Consider the following 16,603-nt stretch of genomic DNA (forward strand, 5'->3'; position numbering starts at 1 on the left):
TTGTACCAAAAGCGAAGCGTCCTATAAAGAGACTACCTCATCTATTGGTTATGTATTTATTAGTATCGATTAAGCTTTCGTTCGATTGTATCTAAACGGTTGTTGACATTTTGTAACTGTTTAAACATTTGCTTCATATAAAGATTTTGATCTTGTGTTTCAGTCGTTTTGGCTTGTGCCAATTCTTCCTCCTCCTGCAGCGCTAATATTGTGGCAAGGGTGGATAATGAGTAACCAAGTGTTAATATAATGGAAGCAATTACTTCAACTTTTGAAGCGGTGATTTCTCCAGCTAGTAAACCTGATTCTTCCGTTAAGTCCTCTGCCTTGTTTTTTTTCATCTTTTCCCCTCCCATACAGCTAATATATGGGATATGTAGCCCTAACGTATCTTGTCCACTTTTTATCTTTATTAAGCAAATGATTCATCATGAACAGAGTGTTTACCATTGGTAATTTCTAAAATTACATTTTAAAAAAGGATGTCTCCAAAATTCTTTGAGACATCCTTTTTATGTTAAATTTCAGTTACTGTTACTGGAGGAGCACCAAAGCGAGATTTCGCTCCATGCATGACTGGTCCTACATATTCATTTAGCGCCCAACCATGGGCAATGGCAGCAGATACAAATTCTTTCGCTTCAATGACAGAATCTTTAATAGAAAGACCGTTAGCAAGGTTGGCTGTTACAGAAGCTGCAAATGTACAACCAGCGCCATGATTATAAGTAGACGCGACCTTTTCCGATTCTAATAAGAAGAATGCTTCACCGTCGAAGAAAAGGTCTGTTGCTTTTTCAGTAGCTAATGCTTTTCCACCTTTAATGACAACAGCCTTAGCCCCTAGTTCGTGAATTTTACGAGCAGCAATTTTCATGTCGTCAATGTTTTTTGGTGTACCTGTGCCAGCTAATTGTCCTGCTTCAAAAAGGTTTGGTGTTGTTATAGTTGCTAGTGGTAGAAGATGTTGCACCATAGCATCAGTATTTCCAGGATTCAGTACTTCATCGTCACCTTTACATACCATAACAGGATCGATGACGACATTTGAAGTGCCAGATTTTGCGATAGCTTCTCCAGCGATACGAATAATCTCTTCTGTTGAAAGCATTCCTGTCTTAATGGCATCAATTCCTGTTGAAAGGGCGGTATCAATTTGTTTTTGAAGAAGCTCTGTTGGCAATGGTGTGACGTTATGTGTCCAGCCATTCGGATCCATTGTTACGACTACTGTTAAAGCCACCATCCCATATGTACCGTGCTCCTGGAATGTTTTCAAATCAGCTTGCATACCTGCGCCACCTGATGTATCTGAACCAGCAATTGTTAATGTTTTTTTTAGAGTCATGTGAAAGATCTCCTTTATCATTGAGAGTTGTAAAATTACCATCTAGTATAATCCGAAACTGATTCTATAAAAATAGTCAGAATATGATATTTACATATGGTCAGTTTGAACTGATGCTTGAATTCATGTTTGATTTTTTGTACCGTTGTAAGAAGAGAAAGGGGCTTAAAGAACGATGAAACAAGTATTCCCGAATGATTGGCAAGAAATACTCGCAGAAGAATTGAAAAAACCATACTATCACAAACTACGTCAATTTGTAGCAAATGAATATTCGACGCAAACGATTTATCCACCAATGAATGATGTGATGAATGCCTTTTATACAACAGCTTACCATGATGTAAAGGTTGTTATTTTAGGACAAGATCCTTACCACGGTCCGAATCAAGCACATGGCTTAAGCTTTTCTGTTAAACCAGGTATTCCACATCCACCAAGCTTGCGAAACATGTTGCAAGAGCTGCAAGATGATTTAGGCTGTCCTATTCCTCCAAATGGAACATTAACAAAATGGGCAGAGCAAGGTGTTATGCTTTTAAATACTGTGCTTACTGTTCGAGCAGGACAGGCTCATTCTCATAAAGATCAAGGGTGGGAGCAATTTACCGACGCTGTTATCGACCAATTAGCAGCAAGGGAAAAGCCGCTAATTTTTGTACTGTGGGGTAAACCAGCACAGCGTAAAAAGCAATTGATACGTAAATATAAAACACCGCATGTTATACTCGAAGCGCCACATCCGAGTCCACTCAGTGCTTACCGAGGATTCTTTGGTAGTAAACCTTATTCAAAAATTAATCAACAATTGGTGGAATGGGGCAAACAGCCAATTGATTGGTGTCTAGCATAGATTGGCACAAATCGTTTTCTTTATACACTTTATAAATCATGATACAGTTAATATAGAAGAAAGTGTGGGACGATAATGAAGGTGAATTGTTTCAAGTGTCAATTTTTTAAAGTAACCTGGGACCCTCAAACGCCACGAGCCTGTGTAGCATATGGCTTTAAAACAAAGCAAATACCATCCGTTGTCGTGAAGCAATCTTCAGGCATGGAGTGTTTAAAATTTGTACCAAAAATAGAAGGTGGGAGAATGTCATGATTCCTTATCAAGCCGTGATACAGCAACTTGAAAAACAATTATCTGGCGCAAAAAATGCAGGAAATGATCAGCAAATTCGGGAGGCACTTACAGCTATTCGAGCATTATGTGATGTGGTATTAGATTCTCCAAACGATACGCCAGCCATCACAACACCAAAGCATATACCTCAAATGCTTGTGTCTGAGTCAAAACAAGCAACTTTATATACATCAAAAATTGAAGAAGATGGAGCAAATGGTGACTCCATTTTTGATTTTTAATCCATTTAAAAGGTAGGGTACGAGAAATGAAAAGATTTATCGTGACAGGTGCTCTTCATGGCCTATTAGCAGTGGCATTGGGTGCATTTGGTGCACATGCGTTAAAGGAAATATTAGATGAATATAGCCGAGGTATTTGGGAGACTGCTGTTCAATATCAAATGTTTCATGCAACAGGGCTGCTGGTCATTGGTCTATTAATGAGCTCTAAACTATTAGGTGAAGTAAAGCAATTAAATCTAGCAGGTATTTTCTTTAATCTGGGCATTGTGTTCTTCTCAGGTAGCTTATATGTACTGGCGATAAGTGGGATTAAAGTATTGGGTGCCATTACACCAATTGGTGGCGTCCTATTCTTAGCTGGATGGTTACTCATTATTTTATCTGCTTTAAAACATGCTCGCTAATTTTATGTTAAGACTCTCTTACATTATTTGTAGGAGAGTTTTTTTGTTATAAACGAATTTTTTACGTTGGCGATTTAAATCCTATTCATTTTGTAAGAATTTATAGTACACTACTATTATTACTTGCAATATTTAGAAAATACAAAAAGAGAGGTTATGTAGTATGGAAAAACTATTTGCATTAATAGATGGGTACTATGATGAAATGGTAGGGATTCGTCGTCATTTACATGAATACCCTGAATTATCCTTTGAGGAAGTGGAGACGCCAGCCTATATAGCTGCTTTTCATAGAGAATTGGGTCATGAGGTTCGTGAAGGCGTAGGGGGACGAGGCGTAGTAGCTATATTATGTAGCGGAAAACCTGGTAAGACAGTAGCATTACGTGCTGATTTTGATGCATTAGCGATACAAGAGGAAAATGATGTACCTTATAAATCTAAAGTAGCTGGAAAAATGCATGCATGTGGACATGATGGTCATACAGCAACATTGCTTGGGCTAGCTAAAGCACTCAATGCGATGAAGGATGAAATAACAGGCAATGTGGTGTTTATTCACCAGCATGCAGAGGAAGTAGCACCAGGTGGCGCAAAGCCGATGATAGAGGATGGTTGTTTAGATGGCGTAGATGTTATTTTTGGTACGCACTTATGGGCGCCTACACCACTAGGAGAAATTTTAGTGAAGGATGGAGCCATTATGGCAGCTGCGGATAAAGTAGAAATCACGGTTCAAGGGAAAGGCGGTCATGGCGCAGAGCCACATCATTCCATTGATGCTGTTACCCTTGCCTCACAATTTGTGGTCAATGCTCAACAACTTGTTTCAAGACGCATTGATCCATTAAAATCAGCTGTTTTAACAATTGGTCATTTGGAGGCTATTAATCCGTTTAATGTGATTGCGGATCGAGTGATTTTAGCAGGAACAATTCGTACCTTTGAAGAAGAAGTACGTTCACAAATGGAGCAGGAACTAGAAGCAGTTTTAAATGCGACATGTCTGGCATTTGGGGCAAGCTATGAATATCGTTATACAAGAGGTTATCCACCTGTATATAACCATCAAAAAGAAACAGAGTTTGTAGCACAGTTGGCGTCTACTGTTCCAGGTGTGGAGCAAGTAATAACATGTCCACCGTTTATGATTGGGGAGGATTTTGCCTATTATTTAGAAAAGGTACCGGGTACTTTCTTCTTCACAGGTGCTAAAAAGCCGGAATGGGAAACTGCCTATCCACATCATCATGCACGCTTTGATTTTGATGAACGTGCCATGCTAATAGCTGCGAAAACTTTAGGGAAAGCAACTTTAACGTATCTAAAAGAGCACTAAATATAGTGAATGATAAAAATCCGCCTACACTCATCGACTTTTGTCAGTGAGCGTATAGCGGATTTTTACTTTACAAGATGGCATTATGGATTTTGATTAAAGTAAGCCATTTCCTCATCGTATTCAGCAAAATCGAAATAAATCATAGGGAATAGGAAGCGATGATTGGATTTTAGTTCACGAATAATGACATGATCACGACCAGCGGCTTCTACCACACCACGAACAGTTTTTGTATTTTTTCCCTGTTCCACAGCATGTTCGAAAGAAAAATGGAAGGTAGCTGGTTTTCCGCGATTCAAACGTAAAATATTTTCTATATAGGACTCCTCACGACCAGGTGGTCGTCCGCTCGGAAGAGTGACTGGAGGAGGAGTCATTTGTTGTTGCGTTGTTGGTGTCCAATAATAAGGCATCATCAATTATCAACCTACTTTCTTTTTAAATTTGAGGACAATCTTGTTCAGATGGCGAGAAAAAGCAATGAGATTTGAATCTGCCAGTATTCCATTGACCATACCATTGTGCGGGACAATCCCCTGCTGGCATGAAAAACCACAAGGAGCGAGTAGCTGGATGAAATCTTTCCCCTTGAATCACCCTTTTCGCTAAACGAATGTCTTGTTCACGGGCTCGCTGATAAAAATAACCCTTTTGTGTTGCTTCAAAACCTCCCGGACGCTGATAAACCATTTGCTCAATCGTTCGAATATCACCAAAATCTAAACAGTCACCTCTTACACGATTAACGCCAACATTCCCAACCATCAGCATGCCTAGCTCTCCTTCACCTTCTGCTTCGGCACGCATTAGCCTTGCTAGTAGGGCAGTCTGTGCATCATTCGTCTTGATAACAGCGATTTTCATACCTCCTCGCAGACAGTATATGCACGAGGGTATTGTAGACATGTTCAATTTTGATAAGAAAGACAATCACACATTAAAGTTACTATGCATATAGTAATCATAACGATAAGTGCCTAGAAAATAATTGAAAACGCTACAAGATCCGATAGTCTTTTAGTTAAAACGGGTAAATAGAAAAAGATAGAATTAGGGGAATGTGAGATGGATGAATTGCATGTGTATTCAATACATGTGAGGTGAGTACTTATGGAAATTGGCGTTTGGTTTGGAATTTTATTAAGTGCGGTACTGGCTTTTCTATTGGGCGAGTTTTATGGACAGCCGCTCCATTGGTATCTCTTTATTGTCATAGTTGTAATCGGTTTTTTTATTCAAACAGTTATTTTGATTTTAAAAGTAAAGGACGAAGGCTCTTGAGGAAGTATGTAAAAATTGAATGGATGAATGAACAAAGTGTCATCGCAGAGAGATGGCGCTTTTTTTATATTACAAGTATATTAACGATAGAGCGAGACATACTAAAAGTGACTTTATTTTTGCTTTCAAGAAGGAGCGTTTCCATGCGTATTTTTAGTATGTTTGTAGCCATTATCATCAGTGCTTTTTTAGCAGTTGGGATAGCAGAATACTATCATCAACCATATAATTGGTATTTAGTTTTTCTCATGGTTCTTACTGGGTTCTTTATTCACATCATTATTTTAATATTTGAATCTGAGAATGCTGAAGAAAACGAAATTTAAAAATGCGAGTCCTTTGTGGAGGACTCGCATTTTCTATGTGTATTAAACAGTTAAGAACTTAACTAATTTATCGTTATCAAGTAGGTTTCCGACGAAGAATGCACCGAACTCACCATAGCGAGCAGACACTTCATCAAAGCGCATTTCATATACTAATTTTTTGAATTGTAATACATCGTCTGCGAATAGTGTTACGCCCCATTCGTGATCATCGAAGCCTACTGAGCCAGTAATAATTTGCTTCACTTTACCTGCATAGCCACGACCAATCATTCCATGAGAACGCATTAATGATTTACGCTCATCCATTGATAGCATGTACCAGTTATCGTTCCCTTGACGGCGTTTATCCATTGGGTAGAAGCATACATATTTGGCACGTGGAAGTTCTGGGTATAAACGTGCACGTACATGTGGGTTTTGGTAAGGATCTTCATTTGATTCGCCAGCTAAATAGTTTGAAAGCTCCACAACAGATACATAAGAATATGTAGGAATTGTAAAATCAGCAATTGCTAATTTATTGAATTCTGCTTCAATCTCTTGTAGTTCATCCATTGTTTCACGCAATGTCATAACCATAAAGTCAGCTTTTTGACCCACGATAGCATAAAAGGCATGAGCGCCTGTTTTAGCGATATCTGCTTCGTTCAATTTTTCTAAATAAGCAATAAATTCCTCTATTGCTGCTTGACGTTCTTCTGCAGAAACAAGTTTCCAAGAAGCCCAGTCGATTGAGCGGAAATCATGTAAAGCGTACCATCCATCTAATGTAATTGCTGCTTCATTCATTATTGAAACACTCCTTTATAAGTGAATACCATTCAAAATTAGTTTATCATAGTTTGTACAAAATCCCTAAGTTCATGACAGTAATTCACGAATTTGACACCAACTAAAGATGATGTATTCTAAGAAGAAGATAAGTGACTAGAGGAGTACCAATATGAAAAGTATTTTACAACAGCCAATTTGGCGTTTTTATGATCAATCCATTAGTGCGAAGCAACGATCACCATTAGAATCGTTTGCAACGGATGATACGTTGTGCCAATTAGTTGGACAATTAACTTCTCCGCCAACTATTCGTACATGGGTTCATGAGGCATCCGTTGTGCTTGGTATTCAAGATCATCGTTTGCCGTATGTTCAGCAAGGTATGGATTTACTAGAGTCTAGAGGCTATCATCCAATCGTTCGTAACTCTGGTGGATTAGCAGTTGTGCTAGATGAAGGAGTTCTCAATATTTCTATTGTATTGTCTGAACAATCAGAGTCGCTTAGTATAAACGATGGCTATGATGTGATGGTAGACCTTGTGAGGGGATTGTTTCCAGAAGTAGCTGATAAAATAGAAGCTTATGAAATTGTAGGCTCCTATTGCCCTGGCTCTTATGATCTAAGTATTGAGGGGAAAAAATTTGCTGGTATATCACAAAGACGCTTACGCCAAGGGGTGGCTGTGCAAATTTATTTATGTATTGAAGGAAGTGGCTCACAACGTGCGGCACTCATTCGTGACTTTTATGAAGTAAGCTTGCGACAAGAGGAGACAAAGTTTATTTATCCTCAAATCATACCTGAAGTGATGGCATCATTATCAGAGCTTGTTGACCCCGATTTAACAGTAGAAGGGGTTGTTATTCGTCTACAGCAATTACTTCATCAGTTGTCCGAGGAAGTTCGTCCACAATCTTTCTATGATGAAGAATTAACATTATACGGTTTCTATTTACAGCGAGTATTTGAGCGTAATGCCAAAATGCTTGAACGAAAATAATAGGCTGATTATATGAAACATAAAAGGGAAAAGCGATGCTGCTAATTTAGCGCATCGCCATTTTCTGATTGATAAACTGGGCCACTTGTTACGAGATTTCCGTTTTTCTCCATTTTGAAAACGGGTGCAATTCGCTCTTCTTCTTCATCCAGTGTTACAAGACGTCGAGCACGATTCATAATTTGAACAAACTGCTCATAATCTTTGCGGATTGCTCGATTTTCTTCCTCTAGTTTTGTAATAGTTTTCTCTAGTTTTTTATTTTTCTCAGATGTTACATGTACTAGCTGTCTCCATTTTGAAGATTCATTTCCTACTTCACCAGAATGCTGTAAACGTAGTAAATAAGCTATCACAATATCAAGAGAAAGAGCAGATAGCGGAATTGATTTTCCTTCTGCAGCACTATTATTCACGGTAAACATACTAGAGGCACGACGTCTCGCTGGTGCTCCTAACACTCGCATTCTCTCTTTTCTTTCTTTTTTAGCCTCTGCTAATTGTTCCTCATATTCTTTACGAACAACCGCATTCCAACGGAAACCACAGGCTGCAGCAGTACGATTTAATGCATCACCAGCTTCTTCAAAAGCATTGAGCTGTGTGCTACCTTCCGTCACATGACGAATAACCGCCTCTGCTAATAATTCATCGTTTTCTTGTAACCAAGCATCTTGTCTTATTTTACTCATCTTAAAATCCTCCCACCTTTATTTGGAACTTGTTATGTAAGACTAGCATGACCAATCTTTTAACCTTTTATTCATCTATGTAGAAGGAATTATGCTTGAATAGAAGGGGAAAAGTACGATACAATACCCGATGTAGGTTTGTGCACATGCTGCATACTTAAATATGTGAAGGTCATGTGTTCAATAGAGCGATATTTTGTTGAAAAAATACTATATAGAAAGGGTTGTTGACAAAATGGCAAACGAATTTAAAGTTTGCGATGAATGTCAGGCCGTTAACTTAAAGACGTTAATTCCAAAATTAAAGGAAATCGATCCTGATGCAACCATCGAAATTGGCTGTCATTCTTATTGTGGCCCAGGACGCAAAAAAACATTCACCTTTGTAAATAGTCGCCCTGTTGCAGCACTAACAGAAGACGAACTAATGGAAAAGGTTTTAGCAAAATTAAAGAATAAGTAAAATAAAAAGCTATCTCTATTTGTTAGGGATAGCTTTTCATGTTGTTGAAAAAAGATATTGTCATTAGTAGAAAATGACCTTTTGGCAAGGTGAGGAGGTGATTTCCGTTCCGCCAGCGTCCTTTCCAGGGAGACGTCACTCTAATCAACCGTACTACAAAAGTGTCTTTTTTTTGTCTTACATACTAGTAGTAGTGAATAAAATAGCCCATGATTTCTATTTTTAAAGAAAGGATAGCCTCTTAATTTTCAATGTGGAGAAGTGATTGATTTCAACAACCATTATCTTCGTTTGATTTGTGAAAGCTTTGCTAAATTTTGTTGAACGGAAAATCTTTCCCACCTCTCATCTTTCATAAAAATGCCATTGTTTTGTTTTTCAACACTTTGCTATCTCTACATATTAGGTATAGCATTTGCTTTGTATATTTTTAAGTTGCTGTGAATATTAGATCAATAGAAATTTACAATAAATAGGCATATGGCGAAAAAAGGTTGTTAGTATCTATAGAAAAAAGTTAATAAGTATGCTAGTCCTAGATTTATGGCATATAATAGAACTATCACAAAATGGAGGTGCTATCCAAATGACATATGCAAACGCTAAATTACAAGAAGAGAAGGTATTTAAAGACCCTGTTCACCGATATGTACATGTTCGCGATCAAGTGATATGGGATTTAGTGGGTACAAGAGAATTTCAGCGTTTACGCAGAGTTCGTCAGCTAGGTACCACATTTTTAGTATTTCATGGGGCGGAACACAGCCGCTTTAGTCATTCACTTGGTGTTTACGAAATTGTACGCCGCATAGTAGATGATATCTTCGTCGGTCGTCCCGATTGGGATGAAGGGGAAAGATTATTAGTATTATGTGCAGCCCTTTTGCATGATTTAGGGCACGGTCCATTTTCACATGCCTTTGAAAATGTCTTCGAGCTGGATCATGAATACTATACAAGGCAAATTTTATTAGGGGATACAGAGGTAAATGCTGTTTTAAGAAAAGTAGCAGATGATTTTCCAGAAAAGGTCTCGCAAGTGATTGAAAAGACATATCCGAATAAGCAAGTCATCAGTTTAATTTCCAGCCAAATTGATGCGGATCGTATGGATTACTTACAACGTGATGCTTATTTTACAGGTGTCAGCTATGGTCACTTTGATATGGAGCGGATTTTAAGAGTAATGCGTCCACGTAAAAACCAAGTGGTTATTAAAGCAACAGGCATGCATGCAGTGGAAGATTATATTATGAGCCGCTATCAAATGTACTTGCAAATTTATTTCCACCCTGTGTCACGGAGTGCGGAAGTTATTTTAAATAATATTTTAAAAAGAGTTAAACAATTAAGCCAAGAAGGTTATACATTTAAGCATGAACCTACTCACTTCTTAGCATTTTTCCGCAATGCTATTACATTAGAGGATTATCTTGCTTTAGATGAGAGTATACTTTTTACATATTTTCAGCTATGGATGCAAGAGGGTGATGCTATTCTAAGTGATTTAAGTCGTCGCTTTGTTAATCGTAAGCTATTTCAATACATTGATTTAGATCCCGGTGTTGAGCTAGATAAATATCAAAAACTACAAGAGCTTTTCAAGCAAGCAGACCTGAATCCAGATTATTATCTTGTTCATGATACAACGGCAGATTTGCCCTATGATTTTTATAGACCTGGGGAGGAAGAGGTGCGTGTGCCGATTTTTCTAGAAATGAAAAATGGCGAGCTACGAGAGCTTTCGCGTGAATCCATCATCGTTGATTCCATTTCAGGTCGTATGAAACGAGACCATAAAATCTATTTTCCATTAGATTTCTTAGAGGATGACTCTATTCACTCAACTATTAAAAAACAAATCTTAACACTGTTAAGGGAAGACAGCAAATAAAATACGAATAAACAAAGCAGTAAACACGTTTAAATAAGAGCGTTGTTTACTGCTTTTTTGTATGTATACATGATTTGTTTAGAATTTGTTCAGGACCCCTAGTTATAATGGAACAAAAATCCTAAAGGGGGGTGAGGCCAATTATTGTAGGTGTCACAAAAGTAGTGCTTATAAAATGAAAAGTGAAAAAGGCTATAATTTGTTAATTCTTATGACCTATGTTAGCATACAATTTGGCTTTTATTCACAAGAGTGACAAGTTAATTTTAGGAAAGAGGGAGCAACTGATTGTTTGTAGCACGCCTTTCCTAAACAGTGAAAGGAAGCTATCGTCATAGCAAACAATTCAAGCTCTCTATCTATTAGAAAAGAGGAGAGACATGAGGAAAAAAATGAACATTGCTATGCTGACCATGTTGTTAGTGTTCCAAACACTACTAAGCCCACTGTCAGCATTTGCAGCAGATGACCTTTCAACACCACCAGTCGCAAATGACAATGGTGCGGAAGCTGGAATGACAGAAAACCTATCTACGCCTGTCGACGATGGCACAGATTTGACAGAAGACAGCACAGGTGAAGAAGAGCTTTCTACAACACCATCGGAAAATGAAAACACGGAGCAAGCTCCTGAGGGCGAGGCTCCTGAAGAAGAAAAAGCAGCAGATGAGCCTGTGAAAACATTGCCAATGAATGAGGCACCATTAGTCGCTCAAGAAATTCCAGCTTCACTATCATCATTTGTGATGAAAATTGGTGGAACAACGGTTGGAGCAGGTGAATTTGGTACAGAGTTAGATCCAAATACAACAGCTAACTTCACTGTTAAATTTTCCGTACCAATGCAAGATAGTCAAGGCGAAGCATGGGGAGACGGGAGCTGGTTTGAATTCCAACTGCCGCAATCATTAATTGACTTTGATGGGGCATTTACAGGAAGCAGAACAGTGAACGGTATCACATATAATTATGTAACTACAGATAATAAAGTACGTGTAGAGTTAAGCGGTATGGAACCAGGCTCAGGCAGCTCTCAACCGGAGGAATTAAGCATTACATTTAATTCTGGATTTAACCTCCTTTCTGATAACATTGAGCAAGAGCTGGAAATTCCAGCAGCCACTGGTGGTAGTGAGATAATTAAAGCTCAATTTAGTTTTTTACCTTCAACGAGCAACAAAAAGGTAAGTAAGTCAAAACTAGGCACTCCTACACCAACAGCAAGTGGTAACCATGAAATGGAATGGCAAGTATGGGTTAATGAAGCGGGTAAATCATTAAGCAATCCAACTTTGACAGACGATCCAACATCACATGAAATTATGGCTAATTCCGTGAATGTATATCAATATGTGGTTGGTCTTAATGGTGTAAGAACAAGTACTGAAACAAATGTTCTTACAAATGGTAGTTGGAGCGATATTGAAAGTAAGTTGACTGGTAAATATGCATATAAAATTACGTACAAAACGTCTGTAACATTAGATGCTGATAAACGTGATGGTGCAGTTAACTTTCATAACAAGGTACTATTTACTAACAATGGGCAACTAGAAACTTCTAATACGGCTACTCACACCATTACGTATGGTAAAGCACTAGATAAAAAGCTAGTGAGCAATACAAACTATGAAACAAAATGGCGTATTGATTATAATCATAATCTGTTAAGTATTGATCAAGCTGATGCCTATATTGAAGATACAATCCAAGGTCCTCACGAAATTGATGCATCAAGCATTAAAGTATATAAAATGAATGATGCGGCTGGCAATGTGGCGACAACAGTTTCGGAAGCTAATAGAGTAACAAGTGGATTTACTATTACTCCTACCCCTGCAACTGGAGATGTTAAAAGCTTCACATTAACCTTTGATAACGGTATTTCAGATGCCTATACAATAGTGTATGATGCGAACTATACTAAACAGGATTTTTATGAAAATGAAGCAGGTCTGTTTAACAATAGTGTGACAAGTGGTTCAGGTAAAGAGAAGAATATAAACTATGCACTTACTGAAAACTTATTAAAAAAATCATATACAGTTGATTTTGATAAAAAAGTAATTACATGGACGGTCGACATTATATCTGATAATCCAACTAAACCAATTAACAACCTAACACTAACAGATACATTTACAGCAGGTGCTGCAGATGGTGTGCATGAGTTAATAGATAACACTGTAAAGCTTAATGGTATAGCAACTACTTATACTCTAATTGATGGAGATAAGAAAAAAGGCTTTACAATTTCAGGTATTAATGTACCAGCAGGTAGTACATCAACTATCACTTATCAAACGAGCTTCGCAATTGGTGATGAGGGTACTGTACAAAAGCAAGGGTATGGCAATACAGCTGCTACAGAGTGGACTAGTGGCAGTAAAACATATAAAAAATCATCTTCAACGAGCTATATCCCACAGTCAACTACTGTTAACAATGGCAGCAAATCGGGAACCTTTAACTACTCCATGCAGCAATTTACATGGGATGTGAAAGTGAATATCAATAAAAAGGATATTAATGGAGCCATTTTAATTGATACAGTTGGTGAGGGACATAAGTATTTACCAGGAACAATTGAAGTATTACCTTTAACTGACTTAGGTGGTAGTGATACAGGTGGAACGATTGGTACTACACCGATTAACTCGAGTAATTACACAATTTCAGCTGAATCAGATAAGGGCTTTACATTAACATTCAGTGATTCCTTAGCAGGAGACATAAACTACCAAGCATACGTTGTTCGTTATAACACAATGGATGACGATCACATTTTAGGTATTGGTTCTGATACGGCTACTGATAGAGGGAATGTTTACACGAATGATGCCACATTTAAAACAAAAGGTACGCAAGAATTTACGCTTGAATCAAAGCCAGTAACGATTGACGAGAATGTAGCGAATAATTTAGTGACAAAAAATACACCACAACAAAACGCGAATACAGAAACAATTACTTGGACATTAGATGTGAATAAATCTCATTCTAATTTAGGTCAAAATGTCATCTTAACAGATTTACCAGGTAATAATTTAATGTTATTGGAAAGTAGTATTCTATTAACACCATATACAGTATCTAAAACTGGTATTCAAAAAGGAACTACTTGGCAAACACCTTCGCAATTAGGGGTAACTGTCACATTCGATACACAAGGTGGCTTTAGCCTCGAATTTCCTGATTTAAATCAAAAGGGGTATCAAGTACAGTATAAAACAATAGGCTTTGGTCAATTTGGGGATGCATTGGAAAATACAGCAACATTGCATTATACGGGTCAAACAAAAGCTAATCAAAAAACGGAGAGCGACTATAAGGGTAAATTTAGCTTTAGTAGCTCTGAATCAGATTTTACGTCAACACGAGGCAGTGCTAAATTTAAAAAGATTGGTATCGATTCAGCTACAGGCCAATTTAAAGAAAATTTAGCTGGTGTTGAATTCCAACTTATTAAAAAAACTGCAAAACCGAATGAATATATTATCCAAACAGCTACTACAGATGTAAATGGTGAATTCACATTTGAAAATGTACCGTACAACGATTATCTTATTCGTGAAGTAGCTGCACCAACTGGTTATAGTAAAATGTCTGACTTTAAATTTAAGTTAGATGAAAACACAACCCTAGATAAGCAACCAGACTTCATTACACAACTTGTCAATACAACACCAATCATTGGTGGTAGTTGTACACAATTTGAAATAGCGATTAAGGATGCTGATGGTCATTCCATTACAACAGGCACAGTTACATTAAAGGATCACAATGGTATAGAAACAGCGCCGTACACAGTAACAAATGGCAAAGTGACATTACCGAATCATTTTACTGCTGGTGAGTATACAGTAACTCATTCAGTTGAAGGTGAATTAGGGAAGGTAACAGTGAAATATGACGGCGGATGTAAAGCTGAGGTTCAACCAGTATCAAAATGTGAAAACTACACAATTGTTGTGAAAGATGATCAAGGTAATATTCGTACTAATATTTTAGAATTAACATTAAAGCAAGGTACTACAGTAGTGACAAAGGTATCTCCTGACGCATCAGGTAAGTTTATTGTTGGATCCAATCAAAACGATCCTACTAATGGTGTAAAACCTGGTGAATATACATTGTATGAGGGTAATCAATTCTTAGGTACAGTCACACTAACGTACAAAAAAAGCTGCGGTTATGAATTTACAATTATACAAGCACCGAAGTGTGAAACATTCGAATTAACGGTCAAAGATGTTGATGGAGAATTAGTAGCAGATAAAACGGAAGTAACAATTAAAGATATAGATGGCAAGACGGTAGCTACTGAAGAAACAAAAGACGGTAAAGTAGAATTAAAAGATTTAGAACCAGGTGTTTACGTAGTATTTGATAAGGATGGCAATAAAATTGGCGATTTCGCAAGTAATATTCATTGTCAAGCAACGGTTCAACCAAAACCGGCTTGCGAGCGCTTTACTGTAGTATTGAAAGATGAAAATAATGTGTTGGTTAAGGCTGGTAAAGATGTTGTCATTAAAGATAAACAAGGTAACATTATTCCAACAGTGATAGAAGCAGATGGTAGTATTACATTTATTTCTGAAGATGTACCTGCAGGAAAGTATGAAGTTTACGACAACAAAGTTTATTTAGGCGAAATTGAAGTTTCTTATAAACAAACTTGTAAAGCTGAATTACCTATTGCTCCAGTTTGTCCAAACTTCACATTAACAATTAACAATATGTATGGTCAGCCACGTGAAGGTGTGAAAGTTACGTTTACAGATGAAAATGGTAAAGCGGTAGAAGAGAATGGGTTAATAGAATTTGTTACAGATAGCAAAGGGCAAATTACGATTAACCACTCATTGATCAAACCGGGTAAATATATAGTTAGGGAGAATGGTAATACCATTATTGGGACAGTTACAGTAGGTAATACATGTGAGGCTAAAATACAGCCGACACCACCTACAACAGATCCAGGACAACCAGTGGAGCCAAACAATCCAAATCCAGATCCGACTAAACCAGTAGATCCAACTAACCCAAACCCAGATCCAACTAAACCAGTAGATCCAAATAATCCAAAGCCAGATCCAACTAAACCGGTAGATCCAAATAATCCAAATCCAGATCCAACTAAACCGGTAGATCCAAATAAGCCGAACACAGATTCAAATAAACCAGTGGATCCAAGTAAGCCAACGACAGATCCTAACAAACCTACGACCCCTGATAATGGTGGTACATCAGTACAAAATGTGATTGATCAAGGGAAGCAATTACCACCATATCATCCATCTAACGCTACAAAAGATACGTTAGATGCCTATAAAGATTTCCTTAATAGATATAGTAAGCTATCTAAAGACCAACAGGCAGAGGTAGCCCAAGCGATTGATATTAATCAAATTAAGGCAGATGCAGCACGCTTAGAAGCACTGCTAAGAGCCCAAGGCAAATTACCACAAACAGATGAAGCAAATCAAACAGCTCTTGTCTTTGTTGGTTTACTACTTGTAGCTGGGGCAGTATGGTTTATGCGCCGCCGTGAAACAGAGGTATAATAAGAAAAAGCGTCATCCTTTTTAGGATGGCGCTTCAGACTGTAGACAAACTCGATGAATTTTGAGTTTGCCTACAGTCTTTTTTCTTTTACAATGAAATAAAGTAAAGCCGTTGATTTCCACTATATG

Annotated in this window: 17 protein-coding genes; 11 read left to right on the plus strand and 6 right to left on the minus strand. The window is 37.7% G+C overall.

Features of this window, described 5'->3' with window-relative positions:
- Positions 1-59 precede the first annotated feature (59 nt).
- Together V6670_RS02415 and thiD are read right to left on the minus strand one after the other, a co-directional pair.
- Positions 60-341: a hypothetical protein gene (locus tag V6670_RS02415; protein WP_141903898.1), complete on the minus strand. Its 282-nt coding sequence runs from the start codon at positions 339-341 to the stop codon at positions 60-62.
- Positions 342-517: 176 nt separating this feature from the next.
- On the minus strand, positions 518-1,348 hold the full coding sequence (gene thiD, locus V6670_RS02420) for a bifunctional hydroxymethylpyrimidine kinase/phosphomethylpyrimidine kinase (RefSeq protein ID WP_141903897.1): 831 nt from the start codon (positions 1,346-1,348) through the stop codon (positions 518-520).
- 175 nt (positions 1,349-1,523) lie between these two features.
- On the opposite strand from thiD, the gene V6670_RS02425 reads away from it, so the two are divergent.
- The 5 genes from V6670_RS02425 to V6670_RS02445 all read left to right on the plus strand — a co-directional run bounded on the left by V6670_RS02425 (position 1,524) and on the right by V6670_RS02445 (position 4,465).
- Positions 1,524-2,201: a uracil-DNA glycosylase gene (locus tag V6670_RS02425; RefSeq protein WP_141903896.1), complete on the plus strand. Its 678-nt coding sequence runs from the start codon at positions 1,524-1,526 to the stop codon at positions 2,199-2,201.
- Between the two features lie 75 nt (positions 2,202-2,276).
- Positions 2,277-2,456, plus strand: coding sequence for a uracil-DNA glycosylase (locus tag V6670_RS02430; RefSeq protein ID WP_141903895.1), 180 nt, complete (start codon positions 2,277-2,279; stop codon positions 2,454-2,456).
- Positions 2,453-2,719 carry a YwdI family protein gene (locus tag V6670_RS02435; protein ID WP_036117384.1) on the plus strand — a complete coding sequence of 89 codons (267 nt, stop codon included), beginning with the start codon at positions 2,453-2,455 and terminating at the stop codon, positions 2,717-2,719. The genes V6670_RS02430 and V6670_RS02435 overlap by 4 nt, the downstream gene beginning before the upstream one ends.
- Before the next feature lie 26 nt (positions 2,720-2,745).
- Entirely contained in the window at positions 2,746-3,126 is a 381-nt protein-coding gene (locus V6670_RS02440) for a DUF423 domain-containing protein (RefSeq protein ID WP_141903894.1), read from the plus strand.
- Positions 3,127-3,289: 163 nt separating this feature from the next.
- Positions 3,290-4,465, plus strand: coding sequence for a M20 family metallopeptidase (locus V6670_RS02445; protein WP_141903893.1), 1,176 nt, complete (start codon positions 3,290-3,292; stop codon positions 4,463-4,465).
- Between the two features lie 83 nt (positions 4,466-4,548).
- Here V6670_RS02445 and gerQ read toward each other — a convergent pair whose 3' ends face one another.
- A complete protein-coding gene (gene gerQ / locus V6670_RS02450) occupies positions 4,549-4,884 on the minus strand; it encodes a spore coat protein GerQ (RefSeq protein WP_004227629.1) in 336 nt (111 codons plus the stop codon).
- A 22-nt stretch (positions 4,885-4,906) separates the two neighbouring features.
- Positions 4,907-5,332, minus strand: a complete 426-nt coding sequence (locus V6670_RS02455; protein WP_036117377.1) for a cell wall hydrolase — start codon at positions 5,330-5,332, stop codon at positions 4,907-4,909.
- A 246-nt stretch (positions 5,333-5,578) separates the two neighbouring features.
- Between V6670_RS02455 and V6670_RS02460 the strand changes: the two genes are divergently transcribed.
- Complete coding sequence (locus V6670_RS02460) at positions 5,579-5,749, plus strand: hypothetical protein (RefSeq protein ID WP_186436126.1); 171 nt, start codon at positions 5,579-5,581, stop codon at positions 5,747-5,749.
- On the plus strand, positions 5,746-6,075 hold the full coding sequence (locus tag V6670_RS02465) for a hypothetical protein (RefSeq protein ID WP_338652433.1): 330 nt from the start codon (positions 5,746-5,748) through the stop codon (positions 6,073-6,075). The genes V6670_RS02460 and V6670_RS02465 overlap by 4 nt, the downstream gene beginning before the upstream one ends.
- Before the next feature lie 42 nt (positions 6,076-6,117).
- On the opposite strand, the gene hemQ is transcribed toward V6670_RS02465, so the two are convergent.
- The gene (gene hemQ / locus V6670_RS02470) at positions 6,118-6,867 is read right to left on the minus strand and encodes a hydrogen peroxide-dependent heme synthase (protein WP_036117365.1); all 750 of its coding nucleotides are present in this window, start codon (positions 6,865-6,867) and stop codon (positions 6,118-6,120) included.
- Positions 6,868-7,021: 154 nt separating this feature from the next.
- Between hemQ and V6670_RS02475 the strand changes: the two genes are divergently transcribed.
- Complete coding sequence (locus tag V6670_RS02475) at positions 7,022-7,855, plus strand: lipoate--protein ligase family protein (protein WP_141903892.1); 834 nt, start codon at positions 7,022-7,024, stop codon at positions 7,853-7,855.
- Positions 7,856-7,896: 41 nt separating this feature from the next.
- On the opposite strand, the gene V6670_RS02480 is transcribed toward V6670_RS02475, so the two are convergent.
- The gene (locus tag V6670_RS02480; RefSeq protein ID WP_036117361.1) at positions 7,897-8,547 is read right to left on the minus strand and encodes an RsfA family transcriptional regulator; all 651 of its coding nucleotides are present in this window, start codon (positions 8,545-8,547) and stop codon (positions 7,897-7,899) included.
- A gap of 235 nt (positions 8,548-8,782) precedes the next feature.
- On the opposite strand from V6670_RS02480, the gene V6670_RS02485 reads away from it, so the two are divergent.
- The 3 genes from V6670_RS02485 (at position 8,783) to V6670_RS02495 (ending at position 16,474) form a co-directional block, all read left to right on the plus strand.
- The gene (locus V6670_RS02485; protein WP_036117359.1) at positions 8,783-9,010 is read left to right on the plus strand and encodes a DUF1450 domain-containing protein; all 228 of its coding nucleotides are present in this window, start codon (positions 8,783-8,785) and stop codon (positions 9,008-9,010) included.
- Positions 9,011-9,596: 586 nt separating this feature from the next.
- The gene (locus V6670_RS02490; protein WP_080717019.1) at positions 9,597-10,904 is read left to right on the plus strand and encodes an HD domain-containing protein; all 1,308 of its coding nucleotides are present in this window, start codon (positions 9,597-9,599) and stop codon (positions 10,902-10,904) included.
- A 380-nt stretch (positions 10,905-11,284) separates the two neighbouring features.
- Complete coding sequence (locus V6670_RS02495; RefSeq protein ID WP_338652436.1) at positions 11,285-16,474, plus strand: collagen binding domain-containing protein; 5,190 nt, start codon at positions 11,285-11,287, stop codon at positions 16,472-16,474.
- Positions 16,475-16,603: the final 129 nt, after the last annotated feature.

The sequence above is a fragment of the Lysinibacillus sp. Y5S-8 genome, assembly GCF_036894365.1.
GTDB lineage: Bacteria > Bacillota > Bacilli > Bacillales_A > Planococcaceae > Lysinibacillus > Lysinibacillus fusiformis_D.

Excerpts from the sequence above, each read along its gene's own strand:
- V6670_RS02430 (WP_141903895.1), top strand. The coding sequence starts at position 2,277 with ATGAAGGTGAATTGTTTCAAGTGTCAATTTTTTAAAGTAACCTGGGAC.
- V6670_RS02495 (WP_338652436.1), top strand. The coding sequence starts at position 11,285 with ATGAGGAAAAAAATGAACATTGCTATGCTGACCATGTTGTTAGTGTTC.
- hemQ (WP_036117365.1), bottom strand. The coding sequence starts at position 6,867 with ATGAATGAAGCAGCAATTACATTAGATGGATGGTACGCTTTACATGAT.
- V6670_RS02475 (WP_141903892.1), top strand. The coding sequence starts at position 7,022 with ATGAAAAGTATTTTACAACAGCCAATTTGGCGTTTTTATGATCAATCC.
- V6670_RS02460 (WP_186436126.1), top strand. The coding sequence starts at position 5,579 with ATGGAAATTGGCGTTTGGTTTGGAATTTTATTAAGTGCGGTACTGGCT.
- V6670_RS02435 (WP_036117384.1), top strand. The coding sequence starts at position 2,453 with ATGATTCCTTATCAAGCCGTGATACAGCAACTTGAAAAACAATTATCT.
- V6670_RS02425 (WP_141903896.1), top strand. The coding sequence starts at position 1,524 with ATGAAACAAGTATTCCCGAATGATTGGCAAGAAATACTCGCAGAAGAA.
- gerQ (WP_004227629.1), bottom strand. The coding sequence starts at position 4,884 with ATGATGCCTTATTATTGGACACCAACAACGCAACAACAAATGACTCCT.
- V6670_RS02415 (WP_141903898.1), bottom strand. The coding sequence starts at position 341 with ATGAAAAAAAACAAGGCAGAGGACTTAACGGAAGAATCAGGTTTACTA.
- V6670_RS02455 (WP_036117377.1), bottom strand. The coding sequence starts at position 5,332 with ATGAAAATCGCTGTTATCAAGACGAATGATGCACAGACTGCCCTACTA.
- V6670_RS02445 (WP_141903893.1), top strand. The coding sequence starts at position 3,290 with ATGGAAAAACTATTTGCATTAATAGATGGGTACTATGATGAAATGGTA.
- V6670_RS02490 (WP_080717019.1), top strand. The coding sequence starts at position 9,597 with ATGACATATGCAAACGCTAAATTACAAGAAGAGAAGGTATTTAAAGAC.
- V6670_RS02440 (WP_141903894.1), top strand. The coding sequence starts at position 2,746 with ATGAAAAGATTTATCGTGACAGGTGCTCTTCATGGCCTATTAGCAGTG.
- V6670_RS02480 (WP_036117361.1), bottom strand. The coding sequence starts at position 8,547 with ATGAGTAAAATAAGACAAGATGCTTGGTTACAAGAAAACGATGAATTA.
- V6670_RS02485 (WP_036117359.1), top strand. The coding sequence starts at position 8,783 with ATGGCAAACGAATTTAAAGTTTGCGATGAATGTCAGGCCGTTAACTTA.
- thiD (WP_141903897.1), bottom strand. The coding sequence starts at position 1,348 with ATGACTCTAAAAAAAACATTAACAATTGCTGGTTCAGATACATCAGGT.